The sequence below is a fragment of the Chryseobacterium sp. PTM-20240506 genome (genome assembly GCF_048296755.1).
Taxonomy (GTDB): domain Bacteria; phylum Bacteroidota; class Bacteroidia; order Flavobacteriales; family Weeksellaceae; genus Chryseobacterium; species Chryseobacterium proteolyticum.
Window position 1 is genome coordinate 1,951,660 of record NZ_CP182581.1, and the last position, 18,029, is coordinate 1,969,688.

The 18,029-nt window shown below is 35.8% G+C and carries 16 protein-coding genes; 8 read left to right on the forward strand and 8 right to left on the reverse strand.

The features are described from left to right. Positions 1-154 precede the first annotated feature (154 nt). The 3 genes from ACNFU2_RS08520 to ACNFU2_RS08530 are packed head-to-tail and all read left to right on the forward strand — an operon-like array spanning position 155 to position 2,182. Positions 155-1,330 (forward strand): thioredoxin family protein, encoded by a 1,176-nt coding sequence (locus ACNFU2_RS08520; RefSeq protein WP_273648707.1) that lies wholly within the window; start codon positions 155-157, stop codon positions 1,328-1,330. An 8-nt stretch (positions 1,331-1,338) separates the two neighbouring features. Further along, positions 1,339-1,971 carry a DUF3575 domain-containing protein gene (locus ACNFU2_RS08525; protein WP_273648709.1) on the forward strand — a complete coding sequence of 211 codons (633 nt, stop codon included), beginning with the start codon at positions 1,339-1,341 and terminating at the stop codon, positions 1,969-1,971. 4 nt (positions 1,972-1,975) lie between these two features. After that, the gene (locus ACNFU2_RS08530) at positions 1,976-2,182 is read left to right on the forward strand and encodes a hypothetical protein (RefSeq protein ID WP_273648711.1); all 207 of its coding nucleotides are present in this window, start codon (positions 1,976-1,978) and stop codon (positions 2,180-2,182) included. Here ACNFU2_RS08530 and ACNFU2_RS08535 read toward each other — a convergent pair. Beyond that, the gene (locus tag ACNFU2_RS08535; RefSeq protein WP_273648712.1) at positions 2,179-3,375 is read right to left on the reverse strand and encodes a DUF1343 domain-containing protein; all 1,197 of its coding nucleotides are present in this window, start codon (positions 3,373-3,375) and stop codon (positions 2,179-2,181) included. The genes ACNFU2_RS08530 and ACNFU2_RS08535 overlap by 4 nt on opposite strands. 4 nt (positions 3,376-3,379) lie before the next feature. Here ACNFU2_RS08535 and ACNFU2_RS08540 point away from each other — a divergent pair, with 4 nt between their 5' ends. Continuing rightward, the gene (locus ACNFU2_RS08540; RefSeq protein WP_172279632.1) at positions 3,380-4,609 is read left to right on the forward strand and encodes an ABC transporter permease; all 1,230 of its coding nucleotides are present in this window, start codon (positions 3,380-3,382) and stop codon (positions 4,607-4,609) included. 124 nt (positions 4,610-4,733) lie between these two features. Further along, the gene (locus ACNFU2_RS08545) at positions 4,734-5,717 is read left to right on the forward strand and encodes a PLP-dependent cysteine synthase family protein (protein WP_172279634.1); all 984 of its coding nucleotides are present in this window, start codon (positions 4,734-4,736) and stop codon (positions 5,715-5,717) included. A gap of 39 nt (positions 5,718-5,756) precedes the next feature. Here ACNFU2_RS08545 and ACNFU2_RS08550 read toward each other — a convergent pair whose 3' ends face one another. From ACNFU2_RS08550 to ACNFU2_RS08560, 3 genes are read right to left on the reverse strand one after another with little or no spacing between them, the layout of a single operon-like run. Continuing rightward, positions 5,757-6,281 (reverse strand): hypothetical protein, encoded by a 525-nt coding sequence (locus ACNFU2_RS08550; RefSeq protein ID WP_273648715.1) that lies wholly within the window; start codon positions 6,279-6,281, stop codon positions 5,757-5,759. A 41-nt stretch (positions 6,282-6,322) separates the two neighbouring features. Further along, positions 6,323-6,625, reverse strand: coding sequence for a chaperone modulator CbpM (locus ACNFU2_RS08555; RefSeq protein ID WP_273648717.1), 303 nt, complete (start codon positions 6,623-6,625; stop codon positions 6,323-6,325). Between the two features lie 3 nt (positions 6,626-6,628). After that, entirely contained in the window at positions 6,629-7,543 is a 915-nt protein-coding gene (locus ACNFU2_RS08560) for a J domain-containing protein (protein WP_273648719.1), read from the reverse strand. A 94-nt stretch (positions 7,544-7,637) separates the two neighbouring features. Between ACNFU2_RS08560 and ACNFU2_RS08565 the strand changes: the two genes are divergently transcribed. Then, positions 7,638-8,843 carry a dicarboxylate/amino acid:cation symporter gene (locus ACNFU2_RS08565; RefSeq protein ID WP_273648720.1) on the forward strand — a complete coding sequence of 402 codons (1,206 nt, stop codon included), beginning with the start codon at positions 7,638-7,640 and terminating at the stop codon, positions 8,841-8,843. A gap of 77 nt (positions 8,844-8,920) precedes the next feature. Here the strand turns inward: ACNFU2_RS08565 and ACNFU2_RS08570 are convergent, their stop codons facing one another. Next, on the reverse strand, positions 8,921-9,304 hold the full coding sequence (locus ACNFU2_RS08570) for a DUF779 domain-containing protein (protein ID WP_273648722.1): 384 nt from the start codon (positions 9,302-9,304) through the stop codon (positions 8,921-8,923). Positions 9,305-9,595: 291 nt separating this feature from the next. Continuing rightward, entirely contained in the window at positions 9,596-11,125 is a 1,530-nt protein-coding gene (locus ACNFU2_RS08575; RefSeq protein ID WP_273648724.1) for an aldehyde dehydrogenase family protein, read from the reverse strand. A gap of 177 nt (positions 11,126-11,302) precedes the next feature. Here ACNFU2_RS08575 and ACNFU2_RS08580 point away from each other — a divergent pair, with 177 nt between their 5' ends. Together ACNFU2_RS08580 and ACNFU2_RS08585 are read left to right on the forward strand one after the other, a co-directional pair. Beyond that, positions 11,303-12,226, forward strand: a complete 924-nt coding sequence (locus tag ACNFU2_RS08580) for an AraC family transcriptional regulator (protein WP_273648725.1) — start codon at positions 11,303-11,305, stop codon at positions 12,224-12,226. A gap of 27 nt (positions 12,227-12,253) precedes the next feature. Further along, positions 12,254-13,216 carry an alpha/beta hydrolase gene (locus ACNFU2_RS08585; RefSeq protein WP_273648726.1) on the forward strand — a complete coding sequence of 321 codons (963 nt, stop codon included), beginning with the start codon at positions 12,254-12,256 and terminating at the stop codon, positions 13,214-13,216. Positions 13,217-13,324: 108 nt separating this feature from the next. Here ACNFU2_RS08585 and ACNFU2_RS08590 read toward each other — a convergent pair whose 3' ends face one another. Together ACNFU2_RS08590 and ACNFU2_RS08595 are read right to left on the reverse strand one after the other, a co-directional pair. After that, on the reverse strand, positions 13,325-14,854 hold the full coding sequence (locus ACNFU2_RS08590) for a RagB/SusD family nutrient uptake outer membrane protein (protein ID WP_273648728.1): 1,530 nt from the start codon (positions 14,852-14,854) through the stop codon (positions 13,325-13,327). Positions 14,855-14,871: 17 nt separating this feature from the next. Next, positions 14,872-17,772 carry a SusC/RagA family TonB-linked outer membrane protein gene (locus ACNFU2_RS08595; protein WP_273648729.1) on the reverse strand — a complete coding sequence of 967 codons (2,901 nt, stop codon included), beginning with the start codon at positions 17,770-17,772 and terminating at the stop codon, positions 14,872-14,874. Positions 17,773-18,029 lie beyond the last annotated feature (257 nt).

The following is an 18,029-nucleotide window of genomic DNA, read 5'->3' on the forward strand; positions in this document are numbered from 1 at the left end:
CTATTGAATGATATTAAATAAGACAGGATACAGAAAACAAGTTTTACAATTGATTAATTTAGTTCTTAAAATTAGTTAATGTCCTCTATCTGGCCTTCTCATTTTCAATCTATCTCTTGAAAATTAACTATCTTCGCCTACAAATTTTAATCGAATGAAGAAGATTATCTCCGGATTATTTGTTTTTTTCACTGTAATTCTTTTTGCGCAGGAATCCATCCAGTTTCAGGATATCCCTTTTAAAGACCTAATTGCCAAAGCTAAGAAAGAAAACAAAATAGTTTTCATTGATGCTTACGCTTCATGGTGTGGCCCTTGTAAACTGATGGAGAAAAATGTATTTACAAAGAAATCGGTGGGAGATTATTATAACGCCAATTTTGTAAATGCAAGATTTGATATGGAGAAAGGAGAAGGGAGAGAAATTGCTGCCAAATACGGAGTTCGTTCCTATCCGACTTACTTGTTTCTGAACGGTGATGGGGAGCTCATCTCTCAAAATCTCGGTTATATGGAAGAAAGTGTTTTCCTAACGATGGCACAGGACATCAATTCACCCAATAACAAAAAAGGGTCATTAAAAGATCGTTTTGCATCGGGTGAAAAAGACCCTGAATTTTTGATCAACGTAATGAAATTAAATTCTACTTCAGATTTTGATTTTGCAAAAAAAGCCTCTGAAAGATACTTTGAAAATAAAAAGAAAACTGAAGAACTGTCTAAAGATGACATTGGATTTCTTTTATTCTTTTTAAAATCCGTTGAGGATCCTAATTATAAAATTTTCGCTTCCAGAAAATCAGAAATTATCAAATATCTTCCTGAGGAAACCTATAAAGAATTTGATCATCAGCTTATTTTATCCAAGGTAGTAGCCGAATCGATTGACGACAAAAATAAGAGGGTAAATGATGACTATTTTCTGAAAACAGCAGAACCCTTGGTGGGGAAATATGAGGCTGAAATTAAGCTGAATCAGACTAAACTTAGTTATTATGAACAAAATAATAATTTTCCTGAATATGAAAAAGCAGCTTTAGCATATTACAAAAATTCTGATTCCTTTGAGCCTAATCAATTACTTAAAGCCGCGTGGATATTCTCCGAGCATGTAAAAACAACATCCTCATTAAAGAAAGCGGTTGAATGGGCAGAGAAATCTGTTATGAGAGGAGAGACTTCTGAAAACACCTTTATTCTGGCAAAGCTCTATTTCTTAACAGGAAATAAAGATATGGCAAAAACGTATGCTGAAATGTCGAAAAATATGGCTGTTCAATCCAATAAAGACGCAACTTTGGCCGATGGATTGCTTAAACAAATCAAATAAACTTCAGAATGAAATATAAATTGTTGGTAAGTTTTATAAGTCTGTTTTCACTAGGAAATTTGAATGCCCAGGAACAGGAACAGGCTACAGAAAAGGGGAAAAGTTTATACGTAAAAGGCAATGCCCTTTTTCTTCCAATAGGAGTTCTAAACGGAGGATTAGAATATCAGCTTAGTAAAAAATATACTTTACAGGGTGATGTGTTTGTTTCTCCATGGAAATCTTTCGCCGGACATGAATTTCAATATTATTCTGTTTCCTTAGAGGGTAGATATTATTTTGATGAAGCTTTCAAACACTGGTATGTGGGTGCCAACCTTGCAGCATCTTCTTTTGTATTGCAAAAATGGAATTACTGGGGTTCTGGTACATACACTAATGACAGAGGCGAACAATTTAAAAAATCAAATCTGTATCAAAAAGGACTTTCTGTAATAATTGGTGTTACCGCAGGATATCAGTTTCAACTTTCTGAAAACTGGAATCTGGATGTATATGGAACATTGGGCACATCTCAAGATTTTTATAAAGGTTATGACCGTGCAACAGGAAAACGTTATGATGAAGCTAAAAAGTTCAACAAAAGTGGTGAGTTTTTACCATATAGAGGTGGAATAATGATTTCTTACAAAATAAAATAACACGATGAAACTATTTGGAAAAAATCACATTATTATATTGGTTATCACCTTTGTTATCCTTTTTTTAATGAATTACATTGGAAATGATGCCCCAGACAAATTACAAAGGGCAATAATGACCGCTTCAGCAGGAGTGATCGGATTAACAGTGGGGCTTTTTATCCTTAATAAAGGTAAAAATGACAAAAACCCACCACAAGATTTCGATTAGTTTTCGTACACCACGTATTTAGATCTGATTTTCTCAAACTTTTCTAAATCTGACTTCCACGAAGCCTTTATTTCTTGTATTGATTTACCGGCAATGATTTGTTTTCTTAATTCATCAGTTCCGGATAAAGTATCGAACCATAAGTTTTTAAGAAAGAAATCCTGTTGAGGATTCTTGTAATTTTTATAAGCTTTGATCACCCATTCCAGACTAAGTTCCCTCAAATCATTCGGATACTCAGATAAATTTTCTCCATAACATAGTTGCCCGTTCAGGAACGGATCTTTTGCCCCGAAATTAGGCTTTGGAGTAAACTGATAAGGAAGACTTTTTGTCCAGGGAGAACCATATACCTGAAAGGGATTATCTGTACCTCTTCCTACAGAAACCTGTGTTCCTTCAAAAAAACATAAACTCGGATATAAATTTATTGCTTTATCATTAGGTAAGTTGGGAGATGGCTTATCAGAAATAGCATATCGCAGCTTTTTATGATAATTCTTCATAGGAACCAAAATATATGTTGCCTGCATTCCATTCTTCAGCCATTTTTCACCGTTGACCATTTTTCCATACTCACCAATGGTTAAACCATAGACAACCGGAACTTCATGCATTCCTACAAAACTAGCCCATTTCTTTTTTAAAACAGGTCCATCAATATATCCATCGTGAGGATTAGGCCTGTCCAATACCATTATCTCAATATTATTTTCAGCTCCGGCCTCCATAAGGTAGCTTAACGTTGAAATATAGGTATAGAATCTGACGCCGACATCCTGAATATCAAACACTACAATATCAATTCCTTTTAACTGTTCAGGTTTCGGCTTCTTATTACTTCCATATAAAGAAACAATAGGCACACCTGTTTTTGAGTCTACTCCATTTTTAACAGTTTCACCAGCATCAGCATTTCCCCTAAAGCCATGCTCAGGGGCAAAAATAGCTTTTATCTTAATCCCGTTTTTTACTAAAAAATCGACCAGGTGAGTACGATCTTTCATCAAACCCGTTTGGTTGGTAACAATACCAATTGTTTTTCCCTTTAGCAGCGGTAAATAAACTTCCGGCTGGTCGGCACCGGTCTTAAAACCATCTTTTGTTTGATTCTGAGAATAATATTGATTGAATACTCCTAAAAAAATTAGGCAAATAAGAAGTAAATTTTTAATTTTGAAATCTAAATTCATAAGCTTGAACTTTCCTTTATATTTCTCTAGAAAAATAGCGTTTTCCAAAGATAACAAAAATAATCTTTCAAGGGTTATCATCTTCATAGGCAGGCTTTCTGTAGCTTTAGGAATCATTGTATCATTGATTACCGTATCTACAGGATTTGGCTCAAAAAAAGCTATTAAAGAAAGACTGGCAGATTTCAGCGGACATATTACCGTAAAGTCCACACGATCCAATTCTTCATACAATACTTCTGTGCTTGATAAGCAGGGATTAAATATTCAGAAAATAAAAGCACTTCCGGATGTTGAAAGTGTTCAGAAATATGCTATGGTTACAGGAATTATGCGGAATGAGCATAATTTTGCAGGCATTATTTTCAAAGGTGTAGGCAAGGACTTTGACAGTGCCCGTTTTAAAAAATTTCTCGTTGCCGGCACAACACCCAAAGTAACGGAGGTCGGCTATAACCATGGGGTAACTATTTCACAAAAGATCGCGAATGACCTTCATTTAAAAGTGAAAGACAGTATTGTTACCATATTTTCAAAGGCGGATCAGAAACCTATTTATCGAAAATTTGAAGTTGTGGGAATTTACCGAACGGACATTAAAATGATTGATGAACAATTTGTGATCGGTGGAATCAACCATGTGAGAAAAATTCAGGATATGAAACCGGATGACATTGGTGGTCTGGATATCTTCTTTAAAAATGTAAATGATATCGATAGTGATTTCCCGGAAATTGAAAAGCTTATCGGCTATAAAAATTACGCGGAAAAAGCAACAGAAAAATTCCCACAGATTACAGACTGGATCAGTATTTTTGACACCAATATTGCATTGATCATTATTATCATGCTTATTGTGGTAATCATTAATATCATCATGGTTCTTTTGATCCTTATTATTGAAAGGACGAATTCAATCGGTCTCTTAAAAACTTTAGGAGCTAGCAATTCCCAGATCAGGGCTACATTTATTAATTATACCTTAATAATAATGGTTCCGGGGCTTTTATACGGAAATATTATAGGCCTTGGTCTCTTACTTTTACAGAAGTTTTTTGGAATTATAAAGCTGAATCCTGAAAATTATTATGTAAGTACAGTTCCCGTAGACCTTAATCCTATTGCTATTATTTCAATCTCTGTAGGAATTTTAATTATATCGGCACTGGCATTGATCGTTCCAAGTTATCTGATCAGCAAGATTTCACCGGTTAAAGCGATCAAATACAATTAATTTCAGATTGTTTATTCTTCCCAATTGAGGTAATATACTTTATCTGTTAATAGTTCATTTTACATGTGGCCAAACTTCATAAATAATTTTAAAGCTGTATCTTTGCAAGGCTTATAAATTATGTATGAAATACGCAAAAAATATTCTTGAAACTATCGGAAATACTCCATTAGTAAAACTTAACAAAGTTTTGGGCGAGGATTTCCCTGCATTAGTTTTAGCCAAAGTAGAAACTTTCAACCCGGGAAATTCTGTAAAAGACAGAATGGCCGTTAAAATGATCGAAGATGCCGAAAAAGACGGCAGATTAAAACCGGGCGGAACAATCATTGAAGGAACTTCCGGAAATACAGGAATGGGATTAGCTCTTGCCGCTATCATCAAGGGGTACAAATGTATTTTTGTAACCAATTCCAAACAATCTAAAGAAAAATGTGATATTTTACGTGCTGTAGGAGCAGAAGTTATTGTTTGTCCTACAGATGTGAAGCCTACGGACCCTCGTTCTTATTATTCGGTTTCAAAAAGATTAGCCAAAGAAACTGAAAACGGATGGTATGTGAATCAATATGATAATTTATCCAACCGAGCAGCACATTATGAATCTACTGCTCCTGAAATATGGGAACAAACAGAAGGAAAACTTACTCATTTTGTAGTCGGAGCCGGAACAGGAGGCACCATTACAGGATGTGGAACGTTCTTCAAAGAAAAAAATGAAAATATAAAAGTAATTGGTGTTGATACTTATGGTTCTATTTTAAAAGAATTCCATGAGACCGGTGAACTTCACTATGATCACGCATATACTTACATTACTGAAGGAATCGGAGAAGATATTATTCCTGAAAACTATGATATGTCGGTTATCGATCATTTTGAAAAAGTAACGGATAAAGATGGTGCCATTTATGCAAGAAAGCTTGCAAAAGAAGAAGGAATTTTCTGTGGATATTCAGCAGGAAGTGCTATATCAGCATTGGTACAAATGAAAGATCAGTTTACCAAAGATGACGTGATTGTTGTTTTACTCCATGACCATGGTTCAAGATATGTAGGTAAAATCTACAATGATGAATGGATGAAGGAAATGGGCTGGCTAGACTAAAAAGCAAATAAAAAAATCAGAGCGATCTGCTCTGATTTTTTATTTAATATTTTTCTTTATTACCTGTTTCAATACGCTGTAATCCTGTTTACTCATTGACTTTTCAGGAAACATATAGTTGTATTTACCTTCCATCGAAATATAGTCTTCATGGGTTTCTGCAGTTACAAATTCACTCCACCTGCTGAGTTCATGCTGCTCATTAAGATTAACATTGAAAGTTTCATTATTGAATCTTATCTCATAAATACCGGCATTCTCAAGTGATTTAAGATATCTTTTGACCTGTTTTTTCCATCTGGACACCTTATTGATGCTTACCGAAAGATATACAGCACAAAGAAGAAAAACAAAACTTATAAAATATAGAATTCCAAAGCTTTCTTTACTTAAATTTTCTTTTAAGGAAAATGTAATCAGAAAAATCAGAGCGACAACAATAGTGATAATGGTTTTACTTCTGGTCTCCGATGAGAAAAACAAACTTCCCTGGTTTCCTTTAAAGTAGATCTCTTCAAAATCTTTTCTGTTTACATGTAGTCTGATCACTTTCTCGTCACCCATTGTATAAAAAATTTAATTTGTTTACAGATTGCAAAACTAAATTAAATATCCTCATATCGATCACTTATTGCAGAAAGTTTGGCCAGTAAGTCTCTATTTTTTTGTTTAAGATCAGTCATTTTCTGAAGCATATCATTAATAACTTCTAAACCGGGAAGGTTTATTTCCAGATCATAATGCCAATTCGTGAATCTTTCAAAAGCAGGTAAATCTTCATACATCAAATAGCGCACATCATTTTCAGTCTGTACCTCAAGTAAGCCGCAGTCTACCAGCTCATCAAAGAAAGCAATTTCTATATTATATATTTTTACGAGTTCTTCCCGTGATATTCTTTCTTCCATGATCTAAGAATTTTTAAGTTGTTCAAAAAGTTCTTTTTGTTTCTCAGTAAGGTTTGTTGGCAACTTCACTTCATATGTTACGAACAGGTCCCCAAATTGACCTTCTTTCTTATATACGGGAAACCCTTTTCCTTTCAACCTCACCGTTAATCCACTTTGAGTCTCAGGTTTAACCTTTAAATTAACGCTTCCGTCCAGGGTATTTACTTTTACATCACCACCCAAAACAGCTGTATAAAGATCAATAGTAACTTTCGTTTTAAGATCATCTCCTACCCTCTCAAAATCAGGATCAGGTGAGATATTAAATGTAATGTACAAATCTCCCGAAGGACCTCCATTGATACCGGGGTTTCCGTGACCTTTTAATTTGATCTGTTGACCATCATAAACTCCGGCGGGAATTGTAATCCGTACTTTTTTGCCATTAATCTCAAACGTTTGGGGATGTGTTTTGGCAGCATCTCTAAGATGTAAATTAAGCTCAGCCTGTACATCCTGTCCTTTAAATTTCCCGGAAGCACTACCTCGGGAGCTTCTTCCGAAACCTCCGCCTTGTCCAAACATACTCTGGAAAAAATCTGAAAAGTCCTCTCCTTCTCCAAAATCTGCACCGGAGAATCCACCACTGTAACCTTGCCCTTGATTTTGATATTGTCTTTGTTGCTGTTGAGCCTTTTCATATTCCTCACCATGTTTCCAGTTTTCTCCGTACTTATCATATTTGCTTCGGTTTTCCGGATTACTGAGAACCTCATTCGCTTCATTCAGTTCCTTGAATTTTCTCTCAGCCTCTTTGTCATCGGGATTAAGATCGGGATGTAATTTTCGAGCCAGCTTTCGGTATGCTTTTTTGATATCTTCCTGCGATGCTTTTTTATCTACCCCCAGAATTTTATAGTAATCTATATAAGCCATAGAAACGTTTATTTACTCAAATTTAAAAAATTTAACCCTGAAAATTATACAATAATATGTTAAAAATAAGCCTATCTTTGGTAAAAAGCAATACATGAAAGAAGTATTTAAAAACTACTCTGGAATTTTATTTTTACTCTTGGGAATCATAGTTGGAAGTATTATCGGGATCACTGCTCCCGATTTTGTAGGTTATATAAAACCGCTTGGAGACATTTTCCTTAATTTACTTTTTGTAAGCGTTGTTCCATTGGTATTTTTTGCTGTGTCTAATTCTATAGCATCTTTAGAGCAACAATCAAAATTTGGAAAGATCATTGCGATGATGTCGTTTACCTTTTTATTTTTTATATTAACAGCAGCTGTTTTTACCATTATTGCTGTTTATCTTTTTCCTATGTCTCCTATTTCAGGAAGTTCACAGATCATTTCTGAAGGTAATGACAATGAAACCTGGGGAAACAGGATTGTAAGCTTCTTTACAGTTGGTGAATTCACAGAGCTGTTTTCCAGAAAGAATATGCTCGCCCTGCTAATATTTGCTTTTTTAACAGGTTTTGCGGCAAGAAAAACGGGAGAAACCGGCCAGCCATTCAGACTTTTCCTTGCTTCAGGATACGAGGTCATGAAAGAGCTGCTTTTACTGGTTATGAAGCTTGCTCCGATCGGGCTCGGGGCTTATTTTGCCTATCAGGTTGCTACTGTGGGTCCACAGCTTTTTGGTTTTTACGGAAAGCCACTAGGTATCTACTACATAATGGGAACCATCTATTTCTTTTTATTTTTCACACTATATACCTTCATGGCCAACGGGCAAAAAGGAGTCAAGGATTTCTGGACAAATGCACCCTATCCTACGCTAACTGCTCTAAGTACCTGCAGTAGCTTTGCAACAATGCCTGCAAATTTGCAAGCAGCTTCGAAGATCGGAATACCAAGTTCTATTGCGAATCTCGTTATTCCGATTGGAACTACTTTACATAAAAACGGATCATCCATATCTTCAATCATCAAGATTTATGTCGCATTTCTAATTATCGGAAAAGATTTTTTTGAGCCTTCCAACCTGATTTTAGCTTTGGGAATTACAATATTTGTAAGTATTGTTGAGGGCGGAATACCTAATGGTGGTTATATCGGTGAGCTCCTGATGATTTCTGTATATAAATTACCTCATGAAGCGATTCCTGCCGTAATGATTATCGGAACATTGGTAGATCCATTAGCTACCGTTCTAAATGCCGTAGGAAATGTTGTGGCCGCCATGTTTGTAAGCAGGTTCATAAAGGTAGATGGTTGAGAAGCTACTATAATTTTTAAGAGTAATACTCAAAATTAGTTTCTATCACTCTCTCTGATTTTACAGATCAGCTAGAGTTATTCGCTGCGTTTTACCGGTTCCAAATTTTTGTATTCTTCAGGAGTAAAAAGCTTGTAATGTACTTTAAATGTTTTTCCTAAAGGTGTTTCCAGAGAAAAACCACCTGGTCCGAAACCATCTACAACATCTAATGTAAAGTGAGAATATTTCCAATACTCAAACAAATCGCGATCGATCCAAAATTCATGTCTGTTGACTGTACCTATCATAGCATCATTCATTCTTGGAAAAAACCCTCCTTTTTCAAAACATTGAGGCTGAGTACCTTCACAACAACCGCCTGCCTGATAAAACATCAGGTCTCCATATTTTTCTTCTAGCTGCCAGATAACTTCAAGCGCTTTTTCCGTAGCAGATAACCTGGATATTTTGGGTTCCATTTCTGTAGGTTTAAGTTGATTTTTATACTGCAATAAACTACCAATTTTTCATGTAAGATTGTTAGTAAAGATCATCATTTACTCTTAGAATTATTCAAAAAACCTGACAAAAATGTCAGGTTACCTAAACTTAAGTATTAATCATAGGATGGCGAAAAAATTCTCCCTCATAAGTTTATTAATAATGAGCCTTATGGAACGGATACGAAACATGATAGTATCAGATTAGGCCGGCCGTTTTGCTCCGCTTAAATAACGGAACAAACGGACATGCCCTGATGTTAAAAAAAATTAAAAGAACCCTAATTTGTTTTTGTTGTAAGAGATCAACATATTTTTAGTCTGACGATAATGGTCCAGCATCATTTTATGATTCTCCCTTCCAATTCCGGATTGTTTGTATCCTCCAAAAGGTGCTCCTGCAGGATAAGAATGATACTGATTGACCCATACTCTTCCTGCCTGGATCTTACGGGGCACATTATACAATTGATGTGCATCTCTTGTCCATACTCCTGCACCAAGACCATAAATCGTATCATTAGCAATCTTTATTGCTTCTTCCTCATCTTTAAAAGTGGTAAAAGCTAAAACAGGCCCGAAAATTTCTTCCTGGAAAATCCTCATTCTATTATTACCTTTAAAAATTGTGGGTTGAATGTAGTATCCATCTTCTAAACCTTCCCCGACATTATTTACATCACCACCCACAAGAACTTCAGCACCTTCTTCTTTCCCTAATTTGATATAGGACAATATTTTATCTTTCTGAATCTGGGAAGCCTGGGCACCCATCATTACGGTTTTATCTAAAGGATTTCCAACTTTAATCGCTTTTACCCGTTCAATTACTTTTGCTATAAAAGCATCAGCAATATCTTCCTGAACCAGTAACCTTGAAGGACAAGTACAAATCTCTCCCTGATTAAGAGCAAAAAGAACGGCACCTTCAATAGCTTTATCCAAAAACTCATCATCCGCATCCATTACAGAGCTGAAGAAAACATTCGGAGATTTGCCTCCAAGTTCCAGTGTGACAGGAATAATATTTTCAGTTGCATACTGCATCACCAAACGTCCTGTAGCTGTAGAACCTGTGAAAGCTGCCTTTGAGACTTTAGGATTGGTTACCAAAGCCCGGCCAAGCTCTGCCCCGAAACCGTTTACGATATTTACTACTCCGTCAGGTAGCAAATCACCGATTATTTCCATTAAAACCATGATAGAAACAGGAGTACTTTCTGCCGGTTTTAATACTACGCAATTTCCAGCTGCCAATGCAGGGGCCAATTTCCAGATAGCCATTAATAAAGGAAAGTTCCATGGAATGATTTGTGCGATAACTCCCAGGGGTTCATGTACGATAAGAGAAACGGTATCTTTATCCAATTCATTGTGAGAGCCTTCTTCTGCACGGACTACAGAAGCGAAGTACCTGAAATGATCTACTGCTAAAGGTAAATCTGCAGCAAGGGTTTCCCTCACAGCTTTACCGTTGTCGATAGTTTCTACTGTTGCCAGGTATTCAAGGTTCTGCTCTATTCTGTCTGCAATCTTATTTAAAATAATACTTCGTTCCGTTGAAGAAGTATCCTTCCAGGTTTGAAATGCCTTGTGAGCCGCGTCTACCGCTAATTCTAAATCTTCCTTGGAGGAATGAGCCGCTTGGGTAAAGTTTTTTCCGTTAACTGGAGAAACTACATCAAAATATTGTCCGTTCACCGGAGCTGTAAACTGACCATTAATATAATTATCATATTTACTTTTGAAATCAGGCCACTGTAAAACAGTTTCTGATTTTTGTTCTGTTATTGTGCTCATATCGTATTGTTTTTAATTTCTGTTAAGCCAAATTACATTTCCCCACTAAGAACAGATAGCATAATCCTACAAAAAAACTTCAAAATCGTATTCGCCAGGAATTTTATACTTTTTTAACAATACCTCGATTTTATATTTTCTTATATTTGATAGAATGGGTTTTAAAAATGTATAGAAATGAATGATAATAAGTTTTTATTAAATACTCCTGATCTGAAAAAAGAAAATCAGCTGATGAGCCTTGTTGAAAACCAAACGAAATTCAATCTCAACAATTGTGAGTTCAGTATCTATGAAACCCATGAAACTGCTTTTGGTGTAAAACTTCATTTTGATACCATTGCATTTACCGCTATGCTGAGAGGAAAAAAGCATATGAAACTGGAAAATAAAACAGGATATTTTGATTATTTTCCAGGAGAGAGCATACTGGTAGCACCAGGAGAAACAATGATTATTGATTTTCCTGAAGCTGATGAAACTCCATCACAATGTATTTCATTAAGTCTTAATCCTGATTTTATAGAAGATTCGCTTAACCATTTAAATTACACATTACCAAAGGTGGATGAAACTTCTCAATGGAATATTCAGCTGGATGAGTATTTTCTATTCAATAATAAATCTCTGGCTTCCGCTACCAACAATATCATGAGGATCGCTATGGATGATAATTCTCAAAAAGACATCATGGCTGATTTTGCCCTGAAGGAACTTTTGATAAGATTGATGCAGACCCAGGCCAGAGGTATGGTAGAGAAGAATATTGCAAAAAATAAATCGAGAATAGGTTTTGCCGTCGATTATATCAAAAAAAATCTTCATCAGAAACTTTCCATTGACAGCATTGCTAAACTTGCTTATGTCAGCAAATCAAATTTCTTTAAAATGTTTAAAGATGAACTAGGTACTTCACCCAATGATTTCATTTTACAAGAGCGAATCAACCGGGCTAAAGAATTATTGGCTACTCAGAATAGCATTAAAGAAACCGCTTATCAAACAGGTTTTTCAGATACAAATTATTTTACAAGAGTATTCAAACAACTTGTGGGAGTAACACCAAAGACTTATCAGAATAAGGTTATATACTTTGAATAAAAATCTTATTTCTTTTAGAAATATGACATGAAACGACTATTCGCCTTCGCGACCATATTACTTTTCTCAAGTAGTAAATACAATTCCCAAACTTCTACAAACAAGTTTGAGATTTCATCCGATCTGGAGCAAATTTCCTTATGGGCAAAAAGCAATATGCCTGATCAACTAGGTAGTATAAACGCAGAAATGATAACTAATAAAGGGTCTGTCACTCATGTTTCTGATCCAAGGTTAATTATTCATCGACCTAAAAAACCAAATGGTATAGCCATTTTAGTCATTAGTGGTGGCGGATATGCTCACATAGAATTAGGAAAAGAAAGTACACCAACTGCGAATTGGTTAGCATCAGAAGGAGTAACTGCCTTTGAACTTATTTATAGATTGCCACAAGAAGGTTGGAAGACGACCAATGTTCCTTTTGAAGATGCACAAAGAGCTATGCGAATAATCAGAAGTTCAGCCAAAAATTATGGTATAGATCCTCATAAAATTGGCATCTTAGGGTTCTCAGCCGGTGGACATTTAGCCGGAATGATTGCCACGCAACCTAATAAGATGTTTTATAAACCCGTCGACGATATAGATTCTCTATCTGCAAGACCCGATTTTGTAGGATTGATTTATCCGGTTATTTCAATGCTTCCCCCGAATAATAAAACCCATGCTTTTAAGAGTATTCTTGGGAAAAATCCATCAACTTCCGAGGAAATAGAATTCTCTGTGGAAAGGCAGGTGAATAGTCAAACACCACCAACTTTTTTAGCACAAGCAATTGATGATCCTATTTCTCCTGTGGAGAATAGTATATTAATGGATGATGCATTAAAGAAGGTGAATGTTCCTGTTGAAATGCATTTGTTTAAGAATGGAGGACATGGTTGGGGATTGGGAAAGAAAGGAAGTGAGGTTGCGGCGTGGCCGGGGATTTATAGGGAGTGGCTTTTGAAAGCAAATAAAAAGATTATGATATATAACAAATATTAAAAAAGAGATTCGATTTTTTATTTCGGAAGAATTAATAAATCCAAATATTTATAAAAAAAAGAGACTATCCAGAAGATAGTCTCTTTTTTTTACTTTTAAGTACCTTACTTACCACCCTGGATTTTGTTGGCTGGCAAGAAGCGGGTTAACACTAGTTGTCATAAGCGGTATGGGCCATAAAAACCTATAATCAGTATAAGCAATACCATTAATCAGATTTCCGGAATAAGGAATTCCTACAGTATAGCTTGTCGCTGCCGGGAATCCATTAGGCACTTTTGCCGGAATCCCTTGAGTAGGAGCAATATCATCATTAATTAACCGATGAATATCTCCCCAACGAACTCCTTCACAACTCAACTCGATTCTTCTTTCCATTAAAATCCCTTTTACCATCTTCTCTTTATCAGGAAACGAAGCAAGCGTATAGGCTTGTGTATCAGGATTTGCCAATGATCTATTTCGAACCTCATTAAGGAGTGTTAATGCATTGGATAAATTGTTCGTTCTGGCATAAGCTTCTGCAGCCGCCAATTTCATTTCAGAAAACCGGACAATCGGTGCCGCATCTGTATAATTAACAATATCCGTATATTTTCGGGTAAATCTGGCACCAGAAACGACAGCCGTAATATCCCTCCGTTTATCATTTCCCAGCCAAAGAGGATCATTCCATAAAATAGGACTGATCGCGATCAATGCTCTGTTATTAAACTGGGCTGCCAATGCTCCATTCACCCCTGGATTATTATTTGCGGTATTAATAATTGAAAAAATAGACTCTGTATTTGCCAGGTTATTATTGAATACTGCTGCAGGATTAGCTTCTAAAGTATACATAGAAGTAAGCTTATTATATTCTGCGATCACTCCATTCCAGTTTCTCATATTCAAATAGGCTCTTATTTTAATCGCAATAGCCGCCCCTTTCGTGATTTTGCCTATTCTATTAATTCCTTGTCTTTGAACATTGGTAGGAAGACTACTTTCTGCAAAATTCAGATCTGTCAACAATCGTTGATAATCCTCAGCGACAGTCTCTCGGCCCACCTGCATTGCTTGCTCAATGGTAGCTTCAGTATCAACTCCTAATGTCCTGTATGGCACCCCCATAGAAGCGCCATTATCCAAATGATAAGGTCTTGAAAAATGTTTTAAAAGCTCAAAATGAGCTAATGCTCTGAAAAATAAGACTTCTCCTTTGTATTCATTTCCCTGAGCTTGAGATATAACATTATTGCTAACCGCTCTGTCAATCCCCTCATTAACAAGATTAGCTCTATTAATCAATCGGTAAGCATCAACCCAATAATATACATTATTGGCAGTAGTCGCATCATAATTAGATTCATACGTTAATTGATAAAATGCCTGCGTATTGACTACATCTTCCCCTCTTGCCTCATTTTGTTGAAAGTAAGCCGCTCCAAAAACATACCCCCTTGGTGTACCGTTAAAATTTCCAATTTGTGCGGCATTGTACACTCCATTTACCGCTAGTTGAACCAATTCAGGAGAAGTAAATGCCAATCCAGGATTAGGGTTATTAAAGGAAGTTGTATCTAAAATATCTTGCTGACAAGAAGCCATAGCCAGTCCTGCTGAAGCTAATACTATATATTTTTTTAATGCATTCATTATGATTCTATTTAAAATTAAAGTGTAACATTTAGTCCTATTGAAAAAACTCTTTGTCTTGGAATTCCATTAAAATCGAGCCCGTTCACCTGCATTTCAGGATCTGGTCCTGAATATTTCGTAATAATAAATGCATTTTGTGCCTGAATATAAAGTCTCATTTTCTGAATGTTAATCTTGTTTAAAAACTCTCGCTCTAAACTGTATCCCAAAGTGAGATTATCAAACTTAATAAAATCTCCTTTCTCTATAAATCGGCTATTTGAAACTGCCGGGCCATTAACCCCTGGATCATTACCTGCCATCAATCTTGGAGTCCATCCATCTCCTGGATTTTCCGGACTTTGCCATCTTCCAAGTATTTCTGTAGAGTTGTTCACAAAGTTCTGGCTCAAGAGTTCTCTTCGGGTAATATTCATAATATAATTACCTCCGCTAAACCTTACCAATGTTCCCAAATCAAAATTGTGATATTTTACAGATATATTGAAAGCACCGAAATATTTTGGAATGGTATTTCCTAATAATTGATTTTCCGGAGCACTTCCCGCCTGAGAAACATCACCTGGGTTATTCGGGTTAAATGTATTATACCTTCTCGTATTTAAATTGTATTGTACCAAAGACCCGTCTAGTTTGTAATAAACAGGGTTTCCATTGGCAGAATTGGTACCCCAGTATTTTATACCATATAATTGATTCATAGAATATCCTTCTCTATGAACTCTGTAGAAGCGATCCACATTGCTCCAGTCAGCATTTCCCGGGAAGATATCTGCTCCTTTGTATAATGTTGAAATGGTATTATTAATCAATGAAAGATTAGCTCCTATATTGACTTCAAAATTTTCCCTCTTGATAGGGGTATAATTCACTGAAAACTCCCATCCTTTATTTTTTGCAACTCCAATGTTTGAACTGTATTGATTATCTGGAACCCCTAAAGATGGATCTACAGGAACCTGTTGGATCATTTCATCAATATTATTCACAAAATAATCTACCGTTACTTTCAGCTTATTTTTAAAAAAACTCAAATCCATCCCATAATCCATCTTCTCACTTCGTTCCCACCTTAAAGTATTAATTCCCATTTGAGAATATCCTAATCCATTAGCGTCCCCATACCTAGCTGGTCCATACAATGACATATAAGGATAGTTTCCAATATTACTATTTCCAACTCTACCATAAGATGCCCTTAGCTTTAATTCGTTAACGTACATTCTCGCTTTTTCGAAAAAGCTTTCATTACTAACATTCCATCCTAATGAAGCTCCGGGAAAGTACCCAACCCTTCCTCCTCTAGGAAGAGATGACAGCTCGTCTCTTCTTATAACTCCCTGAAAGAAATACCTTTTCCCAAAATCATAATTAAATCTTGCTAAATAGGATATTAAAGCAAACTCTGTCCTTCCCCCTCCAGAAAGAGGAGTTCCATAAGTTCCCGTCACTACATTGGTACTAAAATAAGAATCTCCTAAATCAGTTCCTCCTCCAAAAAACGTATTTTGATTTTCCTTTTGGTATTCGTTCACCAATGTAACCCCTACCTTATGATCTCCAAAGCTCTTGTTAAAGTTTAATATATTTTGGATATTATACCTTTCCAAGGTCGTATTGTTGTTTTGGATTCTTCCGTTACTCCCTCTTCCATCACCATGAAATGCATTCCAATACAATAAGCCTTCATTTTGAGAACGATCTATGCTCATCTGAAGCTTATAGGTTAGAAATGGTAAAATTTTCACTTCACCAAAAACATCTCCCAGTACTCTTAGCACTCTGGACTGTAATCTATTGGTATTCATTATATACACAATATTCGGAAGGTTATTGGCAACATATTCTGTATTTTCTCCTTTACCTGTAATAGTATTAGTCCCTACCACATCAATATTGTACCCGAATGGTCCTCCTTCTCTGTATATAGGAGTATTAGGCAATTGTCTTAAAGAATTAGCCATTGCACCAGAAAGGGAATTCACTCCAGAATTAAGAGCATCATATTCTGTTCGCGTTACTCCAATATTAGCTCCTACTTTCAACCAATCATTTACCTCCTGATTGATGTTAAAACGAGCTGTAAATCGCTCCATTCCATTGCTTAAAATGATTCCGTCTTGCTTTGTATAGCCTACAGATCCAAAATAAGAACCTTTGCCTAAGCCTCCCTGAAGAGAAATATTATGATCCGTTTGTGTTGCTGATCTCAATACAGCTCTTTGCCAGTCTGTATTGTATTGTGAACCAAAAGCCCAAGGTGATCTCCCCGCATTTGTCCTTTTCTCATTGGAGATTGTTAAAAATTCCGGTGTTTGAAGTAAATCAAATTGTTTTACGACTTGAGCAATTCCAGTATATGTATTGTAGTCTAGCTGAAATCTTCCCTTTTTTCCTTTTTTTGTAGTAATAATCATTACTCCGTTAGCAGCTCTAGAACCATAAATAGCTGCTGCAGCCCCATCTTTTAAAATCTCAATACTTTCTATATCTGCAGGGTTAATATCACCCAATGCATTACTTGGAGCATACCCTCCCGTATCTCCTGTAAAAATGGGCATTCCATCAACTACAACCAAAGGATAAGTTCCTGAGTTGAGAGAATTGATTCCCCGAATATTGATAGCAGGTGCTTGTCCTACCATCCCCGAGTTAGTGGTTACACTGACCCCTGCTGCCCTTCCGGCCAATTGAGACTCAAAACTGGCAGTAACTAAGCCCGCCATATCATCAGCTTTCACCTGAGATACTGCTGCCGTTACCTCACTCTTCTTTTGTGTTCCATATCCAACCATCACTACCTCTTCTATTTTTTGCTCTTTTGTGGCTGTATCTTTTAACACCTTTTGAGCATGTACAACTTGTCCCGTAAAAAATAAAACAGCAGTTGTTATCATGCATAATTTTACATTCATGTTCTTTTATTTAGTATTATGGCTGTAAATATGTTAATAAAAATTAACATTAACAAAATTAAAACACTGATAAACAGTGAATTACAAATAAAAAAAATCACTTTTGTCGCCAAAAAAAACTAATATTATAATCTTTAAACTCTTTATAAGCTTTATATTTTTTTTAACAAATTAATATTTAAGTAAAAAAAATAAACATCAATAAGACAAATAAAAACTTCACAACTATTAAGAAAGGAATCAAATAATATTAAATA